The following is a 16,015-nucleotide window of genomic DNA, read 5'->3' on the forward strand; positions in this document are numbered from 1 at the left end:
AAGATCTCATATGGCGCCGCGCTCATTCTGGAAAGGCTATCTCAAGCTCTCACTGGTCACCTGTCCGGTAGCGATGACGCCTGCGACGTCGGAAAATGAAAAAGTCCGCTTCCACACCCTCAATGCCAAGACCGGCAACAGGGTCGTTAGTCAGTACGTTGATGCCATCTCCGACAAGCCTGTCGACGAAGACGACGAGGTCAAAGGCTATCAGCGTGGCGAAGACGACTACGTCATGCTCGAAGACGAAGAGATTGAGGCAGTGGCGCTGGAGAGCAAGCGCACTATTGATATCGAGAGCTTTGTCCCGCGCGATACCATCGAATGGATCTGGTATGACAAACCCCACTACCTGACACCGAACGACACCGTCGGCGAGGAAGCCTTCTCCGTCATTCGAGATGCGATGGCGTCGACCGACACCGTAGGGATTTCACGGCTGGTCATGTATCGCCGGGAACGAGCGGTGATGCTCGAACCGCGGGACAAAGGCATTATTTTGTGGACCCTGCGCTATGGCGACGAGGTGCGCGACGAAACCGACTATTTCGGCCACATCAAAGAAGGCAAACCCGATCCCAAGCTCATGACGCTTGTCACCAGGCTGATCGACGAGCGTACCGCACCCTGGAACCCGAAAATGGTCGACGACCCGGTCCAGAAGAAACTGCTCGATATCATTGCAGCCAAGAAAAAGGGCAAGAAGCGCGTGGCGAAGCCTAAGACTGCACGTGAGGAGCCGGCGAGCAACGTTATCAACATAATGGATGCGCTGCGTAAAAGCATCGGTTCGGAGGCCAAACAGAAGCGGAAATAGCGCGTTCAATCCTCGGCGTCATCTACATGTCGATACGGAAAGCGATTGCGGATATGGGCATTGAAGAAACTGCCCTTTGAGAACGCACGGCGGAAATCCGCAATGACGTCCGGCGGGATACCCTCGTAATCGTATCGGTTTCGGCTGGGCACAAACCACACCGAGAGACACGGCGCTCCTCATCATAGCTGGTTTTGCGGATCAGCTTGGAAGGCATGGCCGCACCTCAGATCAGTCCGATGCCCATATGGCGGATCACAACCCGCTCCTGCCGAAACCGGCTTTCCAGGTCGCCGCGGCGCTGTTGCCATTGGCCCAAATCCAGGTCTGCAATCATCACTTCGAAAATGACGATGTCTTCCTCGGCCGCGCTGGCGTTATCTTGGGACCAGCGCCCCCGGGCGGGCGCCTGCACAAACGCCGTCACGCCCTGATACGCTTTGGTCAGATCCGCTTTGAGGGTTTCGAACATCTGGGGCGGAAAGGGCTTCCCGTCATTGTCGGTCAGCGGAAGCAGGATCTGAACGAGCTTCATGGCCAACCTCGCTAGCCCACTTTGCGTTTGCGGCCGGCCGAAACGACCAGCGGCTCGGCTGCGGCGCGAAACTGTTCCCAGGGGTCCGATGTCAGTGCGGCGAGCCGCGTGGGTGTGTTATCCACGGTGAAATAATCCGGGCCGATTCCCGGGCCCAACTCCTTCCAGGCGAGCGGCATCGACACCGCAGCGCCTGGCCGGGCGCGTGTCGAATAAGGGGCCACGGCCGTCATGCCGCGCTGATTGCGCAGATAGTCGATCAGAATCTTGCCGCGACGCTTCGACTTGGTGATGGTCGACACATATTGGTCGGGGCTGTCCGCGGCCATGCTATCCGCCATAGCCTTGGTAAACGCCTTCACCGCGAGCCAGTCCGCCTTGGGCTTGAGGGGCACCACGACATGGAGGCCTTTGCCGCCCGACGTCTTGACGAAAGCATTCAGACCCGCGTCCTTGAGCCGCTGCCGAACCTCTTCAGCCGCCGTGATGATCGTCTCCCATACGACACCCTCGCCGGGATCGAGATCCATGATAATCGTATCGGGCCGCTCCCAATCCGCGACCGTCGAGCCCCAGGGATGGATTTCCAGGACGGCGGATTGCACGAGGCCCATCAATCCGTCGAGGTCGTTGATCGAAATCAGTGGATCATCGGCGCTGTCCTTGGGGTCAGTGACCAGCACGATGTTCTTGTTGAGCCCTTTCCAGGCGTGCTTCTGGAAGAACGTCTGACCGGTGATCCCGCTTGGGCAGCGCAGCAATGCCAGTGGGCGACCGCCGATATAGGGCGCAATATAGCGCCAAACCTCGGTGTAATAGTCGGCAAGCCCTTCCTTGGTGACGCCTTCGTCGGGCCAATAGACCCGATCAGGATGGGTGAGCGTGACGGTGCGCCGCTGCGGCTTTGTCGTTGCCGTCTTGCTCTTCGGGATTTCCCGCACGATCTCGCTGGCGGCCTTATCCTCTCGCAGCCCCCGGAACGAGGCGTGGCGTAGATGTCCGTCCGCCGTCCAGGCGCGAAACTCGACCTCCGCCACCAGCTCGGGACGAACATATCGCGCAAGTCGTGCCTCCTCGGCGGTTAGCTTTTCGGCGAAGGGACTCGCTGGGACTCGCATCCTGTCGAGCCGCTTGAACAGGTCCTCAGCAACGGCGCCGGTGAATCCGGTGCCGACGCGGCCCACATGCTCCAGTCTACCGTTATCATAGACGCCTAGCACCAGGGAGCCGATGGCTTTGCGCGAGGTCGAGGACGGCACATAGCCGGCGACGACGAACTCCTGGCGGGCAGAACACTTCGATTTGACCCAGGTCTTGCTGCGCCCGGATCGATACGGCGCATCCCTGAGTTTCGAAATGACGCCTTCCAAGCTCAGCCGACATGCATGTCGCAGCACAAGACCGCCATTTTCCTCGAAATGGCTGCTGTAACGAATGACGTCGGGCTCAGAGCCCACGACCTTTTCCAGCATGGTCTTGCGCTCGAGCAGTGAAAGGCCGCGGAGATCATACCCATCGAGATAGATGAGGTCGAAGACGTAAAAGACAAAGCGATCGGAACGGCCAGCACTGAGGTCGGCCTGCAGCGCGGAAAAATCCGATGCACCCGAGCCTTTCTCAACCACCAGTTCGCCATCGATCAGCGCTGTCCCTATGGGCAGCGCCTGAAAGGCGGCAACGACGTCCTTGCCAAACTTTTTGGACCAGTCGAGACCGCTGCGGGTTAGGAGCTTCACGCGGCCGGCCTCGACGCGCGCTTGCAATCGATAGCCGTCGAACTTGATCTCGTGAATCCAGCGTTGACCGGTCGGCGGCGCCGTCATTAGCGTGGCGAGGGTTGGCTCGACGAAGTCGGGCAGCGGTGCCTTTTTCGCACCTTTTATCGAGCCAGGATCGGGAAGCTCCAGGGCCGCCTCGGGCTCTGCCACCTTCGCGGTCTTGGCTGGTTTTCGTGCTGGTGATTTGGCGATCTTTCCGGTTTTCGATGACCAGCCCGGCGCCTCACCGGCGACCTCCTCAATCTCGCGTCCGGTCTTCACCGATTCCGGACGTTCCTCAAGGATGTCTGGATCACCAGCGATGCGGGCGGCATCGTCCTCGCCCTTGATCAGCAGCCAGTTCTCACGCTTTTCGGATGGCTTTCCAGCCATCTTGACCAAGTGCCATCGGCCCGAGAGCTTTTCCCCCACCAGTTCGAATTCCAGATGGCCCTTGGCATAGCCTTTGTGGGCATCAAAAACCGGATTCCATGTGCCTCGGTCCCAGATAATGACCGTGCCGCCGCCATATTCGCCCTTCGGGATCGTACCTTCGAAGTCGTTGTATTCGAGCGGATGGTCCTCGACATGGACGGCCAATCGCTTTTCGCCAGGGACCAGGCTCGGGCCCTTAGTCACCGCCCAGCTCTTCATCACGCCGTCCATTTCCAATCGCAGATCATAATGCAGACGCGTGGCGGCATGCTTCTGGATGACGAAGGCGTTGCCGGTCTTCCGGGCCTTCCGGCCTTTGGGTTCGGAGGTCTCGCTGAAATTACGCTTCCGGCGATAGGGTTCGAGGGTTGCCATTCTCAGCTCGCCTTTCGGCGTGTCGGCGTGACTTTTGCCTTGGCAGCGGTCGCTTTCGAGTTCGCAGTTTTGCGACTAGCTGTCTTCTTCTTGCCGACGAGGCCTGCGCTCTCCCGCAGGGCGGCCATCAGATCGACCACCTTGTCCTGACGGGGCTCCTTACGGACATCGATTTTTCGACCTTCGATCTTGGCTTTTACCACCTCGGCGAGGGCCGCCTCGTAGCGATCATCGTAGTCCTTGGGGTTGAATTTGCCGCTCTTGGTCTTGATGATGTGCTCCGCCAACTCCAGCATCTCGCCCTTGATCTTGAGATCGGGCACGCTATCAAATGCATCCTTCGTCGAGCGGACTTCGTAATCAAAGTTAAGGGTTGTCGCGATCAATCCTGTCCCGTGGGCTCGGATCAGCACGGTACGGACGCGGCGGAACAAAACGGTCTGCGCAAGCGCTGCTACCATTTTCTTGCGCATACCCTCCCGGATCAGTGCATACGCTTCCTCAGCATGGCGATCGGTGGGCGCCAGATAATAGGGCTTGTCGAAATAGACGTCGTCGATGTCACCGCAACCAATGAAGGTCGAGACCGAAAGGGTCTTGTCGCTGTTCGGAACCGCCGCCGCCACTTCATCGGGATCGAGGATGATGTATTCGCCCGAGCCCACTTCATAGCCTTTGACCTGATCATCCCGGTCGACGGGCTTGCCTGTGTCGCTATCGATGAACTGGCGCCGGACACGATTGCCGGTGGCGCGGTTGAGAGTATGGAAGGCGATACGCTCAGAGGTCGAAGCGGCCGTATAAAGGGCTACCGGGCAAGAGACCTCAGCGACCGTCAGAAAACCCTTCCAATTTGCTCTTGGTGCCAAAACTGGTCTCCCACGCATTACTTGCAGTGAGAACGGCGCGGAGGGAAGATTTGTTCCAACGCAGCGCAGTCTGGAGGCACCGAATCTTCGCACAAAGAAGATCGTTGGCTATGAATATTTGGCGAAATTCACCCGAGGGCGCATTCGACGTTGTACGCAATGTGGGCGACTTTTCCGTGATGCAATCACGTTCCCCGACAAACTCACGCGCCCTTTCCAAAGGCGGAGTCAGTGCATGACAGTTTCACGCATAAGCCGCGCCCCGTGGATCGTTGCCGTGCCATAGCTGGCGACCGCGTGCAGCGGCCCTGAGCTGTCTGGTCTTGGTCCGTCGGCGGCCGGGACGGGGCCTCGGTGCCGTCGTCCCTTCGGCGAAGAGCTTTGGCGAGGCCTTCAGCTTCTCCGATAGCCACTCCTGGACTCAACGCTAACCGGATTAGCGATGTCCTAAAGACGTTCAATATCCGACAGTAATTTGAACAGGCAGTCTCCGGGATCCGTGATTGCCGGGAAGCGACAGCAGGCAACAAAGCCCGATTTCGTGAAGTATATGGCTTCGGTCGGCCGATGCGCTCCCTCGATGGGATGGATGAGACCAGCGCACTGGCCAGCGTGAACGCTGTCGCCAATCCCGATACAGGGCTCGAAGATTCCGCGACAGGCAGCGTGGATGAACGCATCTTTGCCCTCCACTCTCATCATGCGCACGGGTGGGGGCGGTTCGGTTTCGACGCGGGGCAAGATGCCGATATGTCTGAGAACACGGCGAAGACCCTGTGTTGCAATCGCTTCCCCTGCGCGTGAAACACCGCCGCCACCTCCCAGTTCCGCAGTAAGAGCCGGAACGCCGCAAGATTGGGCCGCAGCCGACAGTGTTGTCGAAGCGCCTCCGCCTGAACCATCGCTGATGGACCCGACGGGCGCGCCAAAGATTTTCATCAGTTCGACTAGCTTCGCCGTTTCGGCCTCGATCCCGCCATCCCGGATCAGGCAGCATGGATAATAGGAGAGCGATCTTCCGCCAGAGTGCAGGTCTATCACGAGATCGGACAGGGGCAAAAGAACCGACGCCACGTAGTGGGCAATCATTTCGGTCGGTGTGCCGTTGGCTTTGCCCGGAAACAGGCGGTTCAGATTGCCCTCATCGAGTGGGGACAGCCGCCGACCGGCGGCTACGGCCGGGTAATTCAGGGCAGGCAGGATAATGATGCGGCCACGGACGTCTGCTGGCTCGATCTGCCGAGCCAGGTTGCCCAGTGCGATCTGGCCCTCATATTCGTCACCGTGATTGCCTGCGACCAGCAGCGCCGTCGGCCCCTCGCCATTCCGAATACAGGTGATCGGAATGGGGATAGTGCCGTATGCGGAAAGGTCAGTCGAGAATGGCAGACGCAGAAAGCCATGCTGCTTTCCGTCCTTTTCCAGGTCCAGGGTCGTCCAGATGCGCGTTTCGCCCGCCGGCGTGACAGCCACCATGTTAGTGCAAGAGGTTGCTGAGGAAGTTGCGGGCCCGCGGGTGGCTCGGCGCAGAGAAGAAGGTGGCAGGTTCCGCCTGCTCCACGATCGTGCCCTGATCCATGAACACGACCTCATCAGCCACTTCGCGGGCAAAACCCATCTCGTGGGTGACGCAGATCATGGTCATGCCGTCCTGGGCAAGCTCAGTCATGACGTCCAAAACCTCGCGGATCATCTCCGGATCGAGAGCCGAGGTCGGCTCGTCGAACAGCATCAGGCGCGGGCTCATGCACAGCGCCCTTGCGATCGCCACCCGCTGCTGCTGGCCACCAGACAGTTGTGCGGGATATTTGTATGCCTGCTCGGGAATGCGGACCTTCTCCAGATAGTGATGTGCCAGGGCTTCGGCCGCGGTGCGCGCCATGCCTGCCACCCGGCGCAGGGCTAGAGTGCAGTTGGAAAGCACGTTAAGATGCGGAAACAGGTTGAAGTTCTGGAAAACCATGCCGGTCTGCCTGCGGGCCAGCGCGGTTAGCCCGGCGTCTTCTCCGAGTCTGGTCCCATCAAGTCGTATGGTTCCCTGCTGATATGCCTCCAGGCCATTGATGCAGCGGATCAGGGTGGACTTGCCCGACCCGGACGGGCCGCAGATGACGATGCGGGAACCATGCGCGACCGTGAGGTCGATGCCCTTCAGCACATGAAAGGTGCCATACCATTTGTGAAGGGCGTCGATTTCGACGGCCAGGTTCTGTGGGGAAGATTGCATGGAAAGCGGGTCTTTCTGAAAGCAAAGGTTCATAGCTGCCATTCCTCGGGAGATGCTCATCGCACTGTGGAAACGGCGAGGCGCTTCTCCAGCCATTTGACGCCCTGCGAGATGGTGAGGGCCAGCGCGAGGAAGATGATACCGGCCACGGTAAGCGGTTCCGCATAGCGATAGGTGTCGGAGGCGATGTCGAAGGCGGCGCCGAGCATTTCTGGAACGGCCAGAACCGCCAGATAAGGCGTGGCCTTGAGGATGGAGACGAAGTAGTTGCCCATGGGCGCAGCAATGTTGCGCAGCATCTGCGGCGCGATGACGAAGACGACCGTATCGATCCGGCCAATCCCCAGTGCCTTTGCCGCCTCCTGCTGGCCTTTGGCGATCGCGTCGACGCCAGCCTTGAAGACCTCGGCCAGATAGCCGCTGTAATAGAGGCTGAGACCGACGATCCCGACCGTCAGCGCGCTCAGGCGCACCCCGTAGAAGGGCAGGATGAAATACAGGCAATAGAGCCATACCAGCACTGGCGTCGCCCGGATGAAGTCGATGAGGAAGCGCACGAGGAGGCCGACGATGCCACCCATGCGTCGCACGATCTCAAGGCAGAAGCCAAGGGCGGCGGCGCCGACGCAGCTCGCAACCGCCACTAGCAGGGTCATGCCGATAGCGCCCAGGATTGCCGGCACGGTTGACAGGGCAAAGCTGAAGTCAAATCCCACGACCCGCCTCCCTGACCGGCGTCACCCACCGTTCCACCCATCGCCCAAGCAGGGCGATCGGATAGCAGACCATGAAATAGGACAAGAGCAGGGCGAGGTAGACGGGGACCGGGTCATACTCGACCTGAGCGATTTCCTTGGCCCGAAACGTCATATCGGTCAGCGTGATCAGCGAGACCAGCGATGTCGCCTTGACCAGCTGGATAACGAGGTTGATGAAGGTCGGGCTCATGGCCAGCAGCGCCTGCGGCAATTCAATGAGAACGAGGATAGTGGCGCGGGATAAGCCGAGCGCCTGTCCCGCCTCCTTCTGGCCGCGATCGAGCGCCTGCAATCCCGCCCGCACTGCCTGGCTGGCGTAGCCTCCTACGTTGCAGCCCAGAACCATGGCCCCCACGGTCATGGCGGACAAGGTTACCCCGACCACGGGCAGGGCGTAATAAAAGACGAACAGAAGTATCACCACAGCTGAGCTTCGCCAGAATTCGATCATCGACGTGACGAGGAAGCGGGCAAACCCGGTCGTCAGATATTGGGCGATCCCGAAGACAAGGCCGAAAGGTACTGCGAAGACCAACCCATATAGCGTGACGGAGGCCGTGATCCGGAATCCGCCAAGGATTCCGGACCAGATATCGAACATGCTCATTTGCCGGCACCGTCCTTGCCATTGCCACAGACTTGTTCGGTGGTAATGGTGTCCGGGACGGTCGCATCCTCGGCAAAGCCGTAGTTCGCCATGATCTTTGCGACCGTTCCGTCCTGCTTCAATGCTGTGAACTTCTCATCGTAGAGCGCCTTCAGGTCCTCGTCCTGCTTGCGGAAGGCCACGGCGGCATAGTTGGCCTGATCATCCGCAATGACGAACGGATCTGCCCGCTCCACATCACGGGCGCTGCCATCCTTCAGAAGGCCGAGCACTGTCGGCAGAGAAAGCAGGGATACGTCAACACGGCCGGCGCGCAGGGCGGCCACGTTCGACTGGATGTCGGGAAACAGAAGCATGCGCTCGTTCGGCACGCCCGCTGCAAGCGCATTGCGCACAACCACGCTGCCACGACCGGCGCCCATGATGATGTCGGGGTTGTCGACGATATCCTGATAGCCATGGATTTTCTTTGGATTGCCGGGCGCGACCAGCGCCGCATCCAGTTCCTTCAGGTCGGGCTTGCCGAATGCGACCTGCTTGCATCTTTCCGGGGTAATGGACAGGCCAGAGGCCACCACATCGAACCGTCCCGCCAGCAGGCCGGGAATAAGGGCGCCGAACTCGGTTACTCTGATGTCGAGCTCCTTCACACCAAGATCCGCGAAAGCTGCCTTCAGCAGGTCGGGATGCCAACCCGCCACCTCGCCCGTCGCCTCGTCGCGATAGCCCCAGGGGGCGCGGTTGTGGATGCCGACCACGATCTTGCCCTCACGAAGAACGCGTTCCTTCGTGGTTTCGGCAAACGTGGCCTGACCAGCGGTACCCAGTGCAATAACACCCAGCACCGTGGTCAGCATTGCCCGGCGCAGGCTAAATCGAGACCTCATATTGTTCCTCCCATTTGTGATGTTTTTTCCAGCGATCGCTTCGGCTCAATGGCGAGCTGCAAGTCTGGCTCGAGCAGCGAACGGTCGGTGCGTACACGACGCCTTTACGACGGGCCCCGATGCGAAGAGGCCTCCGCACCAGTCAGTCGCCGGAGGTCCGCCAGCACCGAACGCAGATGCGGCCATGGAAAGTCGGACGGGCCGTCCCCGACCTCGCTCTCAAGCAGCATAACCTCCAGCTTGGCCACCACACCATCCATCGAGTGGGCCGGCGTCTGCGCCAGCTCCTCAAGGAGCCGGGCCGTCTCCCGGGCGAAGTGTTCCTCCGCCGCCTTCACTTTCAAATAGCCGAGATCAGGGTCGCCTCGCGTCTGGTGCTTGGTCCCCAAGACCCCTTGAGTGGAACAGGAGGGCAGATAGCCGCTCGTCTGCGCGATCCTGCTTTCCAGCCGCTGCTGCCGCCGGCACAGCGCCAACGTCCGCGCATGCGCATCGCGCCAGCGATCTGCCAGCGCCAGAACCGGGTCCCTGCGCCGAAAGTCATCTCTTGCCGGCGTAACCGATGTGCACCCCTGATGCGTATCAGCTGGCCTTGCCACGGTATTCATGGCATTTTCACCTCTCGCCACAGGATGACGAAAGGCAAAGAAATGCTATGGTCGGAATCAGCCATGATCCGAGCTCCACTCAGCTTGGGTTGCGGCTAGGTTGAGCGGGGTGCTGGAACACCCTGCTCAGCCGCTTTTCGCAACGATAAAAATCGTATCAGGGCTACGATAATGGAAAGCTGTTATCAGATCAACAAAAATCGTATCGTTGTTACGAAATGAATGCCATCCAATCCAAGATGGCCCGCGTGGCGCTGGGATGGGGAACTCGAGACCTCGCCAGAAATGCTGGGGTGTCACCTGATACCATCGCTCGGTTTGAACGGGGCGAGCAGTTGAAACCCGCAACAGTAAACTCAATTGTCTCAGCATTCGAAGCTGCGGGTATTGTGTTCATAACTGAGAACGGCAGGGACGTTGGTGTTAGGTTCGAAAAGTCTGGCCCGGCATCGCGAGATTGATCAATTAATCTTAGACATTTTGTATGATTTCTTCTGAGCAATGTCGGGGCGCACGCGCAATGTTGGGATGGAGCCAAGGCCAGTTGGCCACGAAAGCTGCTGTTTCTCGCGCCACCGTGGTGGATTTCGAACGAGGGACGAGAGTCCCACACAGAAATAATCTCACGGCAATACGAGTGGCTTTAGAAACTGCGGGGATTGTTTTTATTCCCGACAATGGCGGTGGGTTGGGCGTCAGATTTGACAAACCGAAGAAGCTCGAATGAAGGATTCGGAATTACCAAAGGTAACCAGTGAACATATTCGTGCGGCTCGCGCCTTACTGCAATGGGATCAAAAGACATTGGCCGAGAAGTCAAATGTATCTGTTGCCACCATCAAGAGGTTGGAGCCGAAACCCGGTCCTTTGAAAGCTAACAAGGTGACGGTTGCCGCCTTAAAACACGCTTTGGAAAGTGCGGGCATAGAGTTCATACCGGAAAATGGCGGTGGTCCGGGTGTTCGATTGGTGAAAAGGTCAACTTAACAACCCAAGGTCTGAGAGTGCTATATTGCTCATTCCTGTCCATACAACAATGATTCCAAGTCGGCATGCATAGCAAGAATAAGATTAAACTACAGTGTCGACACAGCTGTTGGAAAATGTATCAGATATAATTCTCACATGACCACATCAGAACGATTTGAGTTACGGCTCTCTAGCGAATTGCTTGCGCGCATTGATGAATGGCGTCGGGCACAACCTGATCTTCCCAACAGATCGGAAGCAGTGCGCCGCCTTATGGAGATTGGGTTGTCTGCTCAAACGACGGGTACATCAAGCAAGCCCCTAAGCTGACATCAACGTCCGCCATTAGTGCGGGTAGGGCACTTTGGACAGGGTCGATGTCAAGGCACGAACAAGGACTTAGCATCGTGGAAAGCTGCTTTGGGCGGCGAACCAGTATGCACAACGTTGCAACAGATCGGATATGTTTCCGATATGTCTGTTGTTCTTACTGATTTCGCAAGATAATTTCTATATCGGAGTGCTCAAGTGCCGCCTACTGTCGCACAGTCGGCCGCTCCGCAGCGTCCTGTGGCCTCACTCACGCAATCATCAAACTGCTGACCGTTCCCGGCTTCCGTTCCGGTCAATCCCAAATTACCAGAAGTGACGCGAACTGATAGCTGGTTCATTTTCCGGCCGAACGCTTCAGTTCGGAGATAAGCCCGTGACGACCACCGAAGAAGCATCCAAGCTGCTTTCGGCCCAAATTGGCGCTCGGGGAGAAGGGCACGCGATCGGGCACCACGGCGAACTGATCCAAGGTGTATTCGAAGACGGACAGGGGCGCTTGCACCGTGGTCTCGTTACGATTCCGCTGGATGGTCTCCGCTCCACAGCCCAACTCATCCTCAACGAAAGCGCAAACCTCCGCGTCGCGCCACGCGAAAAGACGAAGGCGCTACGCGCGGCCCATCTGACACTTGAACAGCTGGGGCAGTCGGGGGCAGGCGGATTGCTTCGCATCGAAAGCAATATCCCGGTAGGACATGGCTACGGCTCTTCGACTGCGGACGTCGTAGCATCGATCCGGGCGGCCGCTGCGGCGTTGGGAACAAAGCTTCCACCAGCTTCCATCAGCCGTCTGGCGGTAGCCGCCGAGACCGCATCCGATGCGACGGCATTTGAATCCGAGGCCTTGCTTTTTGCGCAGCGGGAAGGGGAGGTTCTCGAGCATTTCGGCGCCTCATTGCCGCCATTCGTCCTTGTCGGCTTCAAGGCAGGCGGAACTGGCAGTGTCAGCACGCTCGAGCTGGCTCCCGCGCGATACAGCCTCGAGGAAATCCAACTGTTCCGTGTCTTGCGCGGACTGGTGGCCCGAGCGATCCGCCATCAGGATCCCCGTCTTCTCGGCCGTGCCGCAACCCTGAGTGCCCGTATCAGCCAACGGCATTTTCCCAAACCTTCTTACGATCTTGTGACCGGGCTTCTTGAGCGCCATCAGGCTCTTGGCATTCAGGTTGCTCACAGCGGATCTTTGTATGGGCTTCTGCTGGATCCCGGGTCAGCCGGCCTGACTTCCGTCATTCGCACGATTTCGAACGAATTAGGCGATGTCGGTTTTCAGGACATCGGCGTTTTTTCCGTGAACGGGGCAGGGGGCACCCATGTCATTCAACATTGACTATTTCCGGGCATTGGAAACGCCCCGGCTTGCGCGGCCTGGCCCGAATATCGTTGCTGCCGCTTTTCCCCTGATGAAGCTGATGCCAGCTCGTTTCATTCTCGATCAGGCACAGAAGTCCGGCGAACTGAAAGCCGATAGTCACATCATTGAAACGACCTCGGGGACATTCGGCATGGCAATGGCGCTGCTTGCCGCCGCGCGGAGTTACCGGATCACGCTGGTAACGGCAGAATCCCTGATCGACAAACCTTACAAGCGCCGCCTTGAACTGCTCGGGGCAAATGTCGTGGTGCTGGAGGATGAGAAAGGTGACGGGAACCAACCGGGCCGGCTGGCGTATCTCAGGCAGGCCATAGAGGAACAGCACGGAACATTCTGGACGCGGCAGTACGACAGCCCCGGAAACTGGTTGTCCTACGCGCGCCTGGCTGAGCTGTTTGTGAGATCCGCAGGGCAAATCGACTGGCTTGTCGGCTGCGTCGGAACAGGCGGCTCTCTATGTGGAACAGGAACGTTCCTGCGTCAGCTCTACCCACATTTGAAAATTGCAGCTGTCGATACCCATCGCAGTGTGTTGTTCGGCCAACCGGTGGGCAAGCGCATGTTGCGCGGGCTGGGGAACAGCGTCATTCCCGCTAATGTCATACATCACCTGATCGACGAGGTTCATTGGGTTGGCGCCTATGCCGCATATCATTCCGCACACGCGCTGCTGCGAAACCACGGCATTTTCCAGGGGCCGACAAGTGGCGCATCTGCCCTCGTGGGTGACTGGATCGCCCGCACTCATCCCGACGCAACAGTCGCAGTCATCATGCCCGATGAAGGCTTCCGACACGCCGATACGGTCTATAATCAGGAATGGCTGGCTCGCCTTCCCGGCTGGCCGGGTGAAGTCATCCATGAACCTCAGACTCTCTCCGTGATCGAGCCCCGGGAAGAATGGGAGTGGACACGATACGAATGGGGAAGGGCACATCCGGATGATGTGAAGCTGCCTCTGCAGGGTTAGGTCCGACGTTCGGACGAAGTGCATATTACGCCTCCCAACCAATTCCAACAAAAAGCACTATAAATCCACATATAATCAATATCTTATCTGGTTTTAGCGCTCGTTCGATGTGCCTCCTGTCGGGAGCGGCAGCTTCGCGCCCTCATTCCGGTCGTTCAGGCAACTGTTGCCCGTTCCCAAAAGCGGTCGTTCGACAGCGGACCAGACTGGCGCCCATGTGAGGGTGGGAGGCGGACTGGCACCTAGTGGACAGGCTTATCCAGACGCGGACGACAGCCACGACCCCCAGTCTCACTTAATGCCCATTCTCTTTATTTCGCAGGCGCTAACGCGAGTATCCGCTCACACTCTGCCACAACGTACTCTGGGATGCTCTCGAATTTATGTGGGTTGAGCTGCATCACATACTCGTTCTCGATGTGATAAGCCTCGTTGATGAACTTGCGGATCACATCGTCGTCATGGTCGGCATTAATGATCCGAAACAGTTGTATCTTTTCGTACCCGACTGTGGTCGCGTGAAATTTGGCCTTAATGGCATCCACGTTGGTGATTTCGGCTAGGAGCGCATCGTAATCAAAGTCGGGAATGAAGGCCGCCTTGATATTCGACTCTGAGGTGTTCTTTTCGTCGGCAGTCATGTCACGAGTGGCGGTACCAGACTGAATAGTCGGCGTCGCCCGACCTTTGAACAGGCTTGCCAGCAGATTGTATTCCAACTCAGTGTCGTCATGCAGCTCGAAGTGGCGCCGTAGGTAAATGGCTTTGCAAATGCTGTCATTGAGGGCAGCGACATTGTCGGCGCAGATTTTTGCGAACGTTTGTATGTCATGCCGTTCGATCGGCACTTCGCTTACGACGCCTGCCCGGGATGAAAGGAAGTTTGCCGAGGGCGAGGCGCCCTGGAAAACCGCACTAGTGCTTTTGATCACGTCGATAGCCGGTTCTATGTCGTGAGTGAGCATAAGGGTTGTTCGCCCGCGCAAACTGGCCTTGCCACGAAAAAGCTCATGAAGAATGGCGAATTTTTTATTCTTGTCGAATGATGAGATCGGGTCGTCCAATACGACCAAGTCTGGCTTTTCGCTCAGTACCTGGTACATGAACAGGACAAGCGCAAACGCATTCTTCTCACCGTAGCTCAGGTGTCGCGTGGCGGCTTCGATGTGACTGGCGAGATCCTGGTGAACTAGCTTCATCTTGTAAGATTCGGGCTCAGGCACAATCTCGACGGCGTATTTGTAACCCGCTGATTTCAAGAACGCATTTATGCTCGACTGGTTCTCGTCGATGGCCTTTTTGATGCGAGCCTTATGTCGATTAATCTTCCCTTTCAGGTTGCCGACTTTGGCGATAAGCCCGTCGAGCTGCTGATTGATGGGATCAACGGTCTTGCGCGTTTCTTCGGAATCGAGCTTATCCATAAGCGCCAAGTCGATTTTTAAGGGCGTCAGTCTATCGGTCACTTCTTCGACGTCGCGCAAGGAGAAGAATGACATGGAGCGCAGACCTTCAAGCTTTTCGATGAGGGCATCGATGTCCGCCTTAAGGCCAGTGAGGAAGCTGTACTCCTGTGCTGTAAGCTCGACCTTCGCTTTTGTAACTTTATCCAGGTTTTCACGGCACTTTTCGCTGAAGTAGGTGCCTAGCCTATTGATAATTGCACGTAGGGCGCTTAGGTGGCCAACGGCGGTAGCGTCGTATTCCTTCTCAACTGCAAGAGCCACATCCTTGCTTCCAGCCTCGTCGAGTGGCGAAGCGCAGTATGGGCACGCGTCCCCCAACTGCAAAAACTCATTTCCCTTGATCTGCCAGTTGATCCACTTCGCGGGCTCCTGGCTTTTGATGAAGGTCTCAAACGGCCTGAGCGCAGCCGGAATATTTTCAAGTTTGTTGCCTGAACCAAAAGCCTTATGGATCTTGCTCGACTTCGGTATGGCGCCACTTTTGCTTGGCTTACCGAATGCGTCCCGCAGCTCCTTCAGGTCCGAGATAACCTGCCCGATTGCCTCGTTGTCGGAGAAGGCCTGCCGGATACCAGCCAGCAGCTCGTCAATCTCGGCCATTTCGGCCAAATACTCAGGCGTCCTAATAAAAACCTCGAAGCTGTTTTTCAACACTTCGTCTTTTTGAAACACAAACTGCTGGATGTAATCGTCATCGAAAACGAGCGCTGACGTGAGCGCATCCGTGCCTTCGACGCGAGGAGAAGGCGCACCAGCTTTTCCTCGCCCCTTAAACTGGGCGAGATTTTCTAGGCTCCCGTCCCCGCGAATCTGGCTGACGATGGCGCGCGCAATCGTGCTTTTGCCAATTCCGTTGGGACCATACTTTATGTTGAGGGCGCCCTCCCTCAATACGATTTCAGCACGGTCTACGCTGTTGCAGTTTGTGATTAGGACGGCGATGTCCGGCATAATGTCCCCCCATTTAGACGCGGACGTACTATGCAATTAATTCTGGCGCTGCCTCAAAGACCTAAACCCACTATTC

At 57.8% G+C, this 16,015-nt stretch carries 17 protein-coding genes; 6 read left to right on the forward strand and 11 right to left on the reverse strand.

The genetic code is table 11. The annotated features are described in order from the left end of the window. The first annotated feature begins 10 nt into the window (after positions 1 to 10). A complete protein-coding gene (ku, locus tag AC5XE7_RS15080; protein WP_495366616.1) occupies positions 11 to 817 on the forward strand; it encodes a non-homologous end joining protein Ku in 807 nt (268 codons plus the stop codon). Positions 818 to 822: 5 nt separating this feature from the next. On the opposite strand, the gene AC5XE7_RS15085 is transcribed toward ku (AC5XE7_RS15080), so the two are convergent. From AC5XE7_RS15085 to AC5XE7_RS15130, 10 genes are all read right to left on the reverse strand, one after another. Further along, entirely contained in the window at positions 823 to 978 is a 156-nt protein-coding gene (locus AC5XE7_RS15085) for a KTSC domain-containing protein (RefSeq protein WP_495917825.1), read from the reverse strand. Between the two features lie 65 nt (positions 979 to 1,043). Further along, a complete protein-coding gene (locus AC5XE7_RS15090) occupies positions 1,044 to 1,352 on the reverse strand; it encodes a hypothetical protein (protein WP_495366614.1) in 309 nt (102 codons plus the stop codon). Positions 1,353 to 1,363: 11 nt separating this feature from the next. Next, positions 1,364 to 3,919, reverse strand: coding sequence for a DNA ligase D (gene ligD / locus AC5XE7_RS15095; protein ID WP_495366613.1), 2,556 nt, complete (start codon positions 3,917 to 3,919; stop codon positions 1,364 to 1,366). Between the two features lie 2 nt (positions 3,920 to 3,921). Next, positions 3,922 to 4,788, reverse strand: a complete 867-nt coding sequence (ku, locus tag AC5XE7_RS15100) for a non-homologous end joining protein Ku (protein ID WP_280199549.1) — start codon at positions 4,786 to 4,788, stop codon at positions 3,922 to 3,924. A 447-nt stretch (positions 4,789 to 5,235) separates the two neighbouring features. Continuing rightward, positions 5,236 to 6,264 (reverse strand): succinylglutamate desuccinylase/aspartoacylase family protein, encoded by a 1,029-nt coding sequence (locus AC5XE7_RS15105; protein WP_495366612.1) that lies wholly within the window; start codon positions 6,262 to 6,264, stop codon positions 5,236 to 5,238. 1 nt (position 6,265) lies between these two features. After that, complete coding sequence (locus AC5XE7_RS15110) at positions 6,266 to 7,075, reverse strand: amino acid ABC transporter ATP-binding protein (RefSeq protein ID WP_495366681.1); 810 nt, start codon at positions 7,073 to 7,075, stop codon at positions 6,266 to 6,268. Then, positions 7,072 to 7,731 carry an amino acid ABC transporter permease gene (locus AC5XE7_RS15115; RefSeq protein ID WP_495366611.1) on the reverse strand — a complete coding sequence of 220 codons (660 nt, stop codon included), beginning with the start codon at positions 7,729 to 7,731 and terminating at the stop codon, positions 7,072 to 7,074. Before AC5XE7_RS15115 ends, AC5XE7_RS15110 begins: the two co-directional genes overlap by 4 nt. Next, positions 7,721 to 8,380, reverse strand: a complete 660-nt coding sequence (locus tag AC5XE7_RS15120; RefSeq protein WP_495366610.1) for an amino acid ABC transporter permease — start codon at positions 8,378 to 8,380, stop codon at positions 7,721 to 7,723. The genes AC5XE7_RS15115 and AC5XE7_RS15120 overlap by 11 nt, the downstream gene beginning before the upstream one ends. Then, entirely contained in the window at positions 8,377 to 9,267 is an 891-nt protein-coding gene (gene ehuB, locus AC5XE7_RS15125; protein WP_495366609.1) for an ectoine/hydroxyectoine ABC transporter substrate-binding protein EhuB, read from the reverse strand. Before ehuB ends, AC5XE7_RS15120 begins: the two co-directional genes overlap by 4 nt. 104 nt (positions 9,268 to 9,371) lie before the next feature. Next, complete coding sequence (locus AC5XE7_RS15130; protein WP_495366608.1) at positions 9,372 to 9,875, reverse strand: hypothetical protein; 504 nt, start codon at positions 9,873 to 9,875, stop codon at positions 9,372 to 9,374. Between the two features lie 239 nt (positions 9,876 to 10,114). On the opposite strand from AC5XE7_RS15130, the gene AC5XE7_RS15135 reads away from it, so the two are divergent. The 5 genes from AC5XE7_RS15135 (at position 10,115) to AC5XE7_RS15155 (ending at position 13,522) form a co-directional block, all read left to right on the forward strand. After that, positions 10,115 to 10,336: a helix-turn-helix domain-containing protein gene (locus AC5XE7_RS15135; RefSeq protein WP_495917833.1), complete on the forward strand. Its 222-nt coding sequence runs from the start codon at positions 10,115 to 10,117 to the stop codon at positions 10,334 to 10,336. 59 nt (positions 10,337 to 10,395) lie between these two features. After that, positions 10,396 to 10,602 (forward strand): helix-turn-helix domain-containing protein, encoded by a 207-nt coding sequence (locus AC5XE7_RS15140; protein WP_342213529.1) that lies wholly within the window; start codon positions 10,396 to 10,398, stop codon positions 10,600 to 10,602. After that, complete coding sequence (locus tag AC5XE7_RS15145; protein WP_495366606.1) at positions 10,599 to 10,862, forward strand: helix-turn-helix domain-containing protein; 264 nt, start codon at positions 10,599 to 10,601, stop codon at positions 10,860 to 10,862. The genes AC5XE7_RS15140 and AC5XE7_RS15145 overlap by 4 nt, the downstream gene beginning before the upstream one ends. A 688-nt stretch (positions 10,863 to 11,550) precedes the next feature. Continuing rightward, positions 11,551 to 12,507: a GHMP family kinase ATP-binding protein gene (locus tag AC5XE7_RS15150; RefSeq protein ID WP_495366605.1), complete on the forward strand. Its 957-nt coding sequence runs from the start codon at positions 11,551 to 11,553 to the stop codon at positions 12,505 to 12,507. Then, positions 12,491 to 13,522, forward strand: a complete 1,032-nt coding sequence (locus AC5XE7_RS15155) for a pyridoxal-phosphate dependent enzyme (RefSeq protein WP_495366604.1) — start codon at positions 12,491 to 12,493, stop codon at positions 13,520 to 13,522. The genes AC5XE7_RS15150 and AC5XE7_RS15155 overlap by 17 nt, the downstream gene beginning before the upstream one ends. A gap of 311 nt (positions 13,523 to 13,833) precedes the next feature. Here AC5XE7_RS15155 and AC5XE7_RS15160 read toward each other — a convergent pair whose 3' ends face one another. Further along, positions 13,834 to 15,939 carry an AAA family ATPase gene (locus tag AC5XE7_RS15160; protein WP_495366603.1) on the reverse strand — a complete coding sequence of 702 codons (2,106 nt, stop codon included), beginning with the start codon at positions 15,937 to 15,939 and terminating at the stop codon, positions 13,834 to 13,836. Positions 15,940 to 16,015 lie beyond the last annotated feature (76 nt).

The organism is Aquamicrobium sp. YD-1-mutant5 (assembly GCF_059509755.1).

What these genes read in the sequence shown, in the direction of transcription:
- AC5XE7_RS15140 (WP_342213529.1), top strand. Translation starts at nt 10,396, where the DNA reads ATGTTGGGATGGAGCCAAGGCCAGTTGGCCACGAAAGCTGCTGTTTCT.
- AC5XE7_RS15135 (WP_495917833.1), top strand. Translation starts at nt 10,115, where the DNA reads ATGGCCCGCGTGGCGCTGGGATGGGGAACTCGAGACCTCGCCAGAAAT.
- AC5XE7_RS15145 (WP_495366606.1), top strand. Translation starts at nt 10,599, where the DNA reads ATGAAGGATTCGGAATTACCAAAGGTAACCAGTGAACATATTCGTGCG.
- ku (WP_495366616.1), top strand. Translation starts at nt 11, where the DNA reads ATGGCGCCGCGCTCATTCTGGAAAGGCTATCTCAAGCTCTCACTGGTC.
- ehuB (WP_495366609.1), bottom strand. Translation starts at nt 9,267, where the DNA reads ATGAGGTCTCGATTTAGCCTGCGCCGGGCAATGCTGACCACGGTGCTG.
- AC5XE7_RS15155 (WP_495366604.1), top strand. Translation starts at nt 12,491, where the DNA reads ATGTCATTCAACATTGACTATTTCCGGGCATTGGAAACGCCCCGGCTT.
- ligD (WP_495366613.1), bottom strand. Translation starts at nt 3,919, where the DNA reads ATGGCAACCCTCGAACCCTATCGCCGGAAGCGTAATTTCAGCGAGACC.
- AC5XE7_RS15160 (WP_495366603.1), bottom strand. Translation starts at nt 15,939, where the DNA reads ATGCCGGACATCGCCGTCCTAATCACAAACTGCAACAGCGTAGACCGT.
- AC5XE7_RS15110 (WP_495366681.1), bottom strand. Translation starts at nt 7,075, where the DNA reads ATGAGCATCTCCCGAGGAATGGCAGCTATGAACCTTTGCTTTCAGAAA.
- AC5XE7_RS15090 (WP_495366614.1), bottom strand. Translation starts at nt 1,352, where the DNA reads ATGAAGCTCGTTCAGATCCTGCTTCCGCTGACCGACAATGACGGGAAG.
- AC5XE7_RS15120 (WP_495366610.1), bottom strand. Translation starts at nt 8,380, where the DNA reads ATGAGCATGTTCGATATCTGGTCCGGAATCCTTGGCGGATTCCGGATC.
- AC5XE7_RS15130 (WP_495366608.1), bottom strand. Translation starts at nt 9,875, where the DNA reads ATGAATACCGTGGCAAGGCCAGCTGATACGCATCAGGGGTGCACATCG.
- AC5XE7_RS15105 (WP_495366612.1), bottom strand. Translation starts at nt 6,264, where the DNA reads ATGGTGGCTGTCACGCCGGCGGGCGAAACGCGCATCTGGACGACCCTG.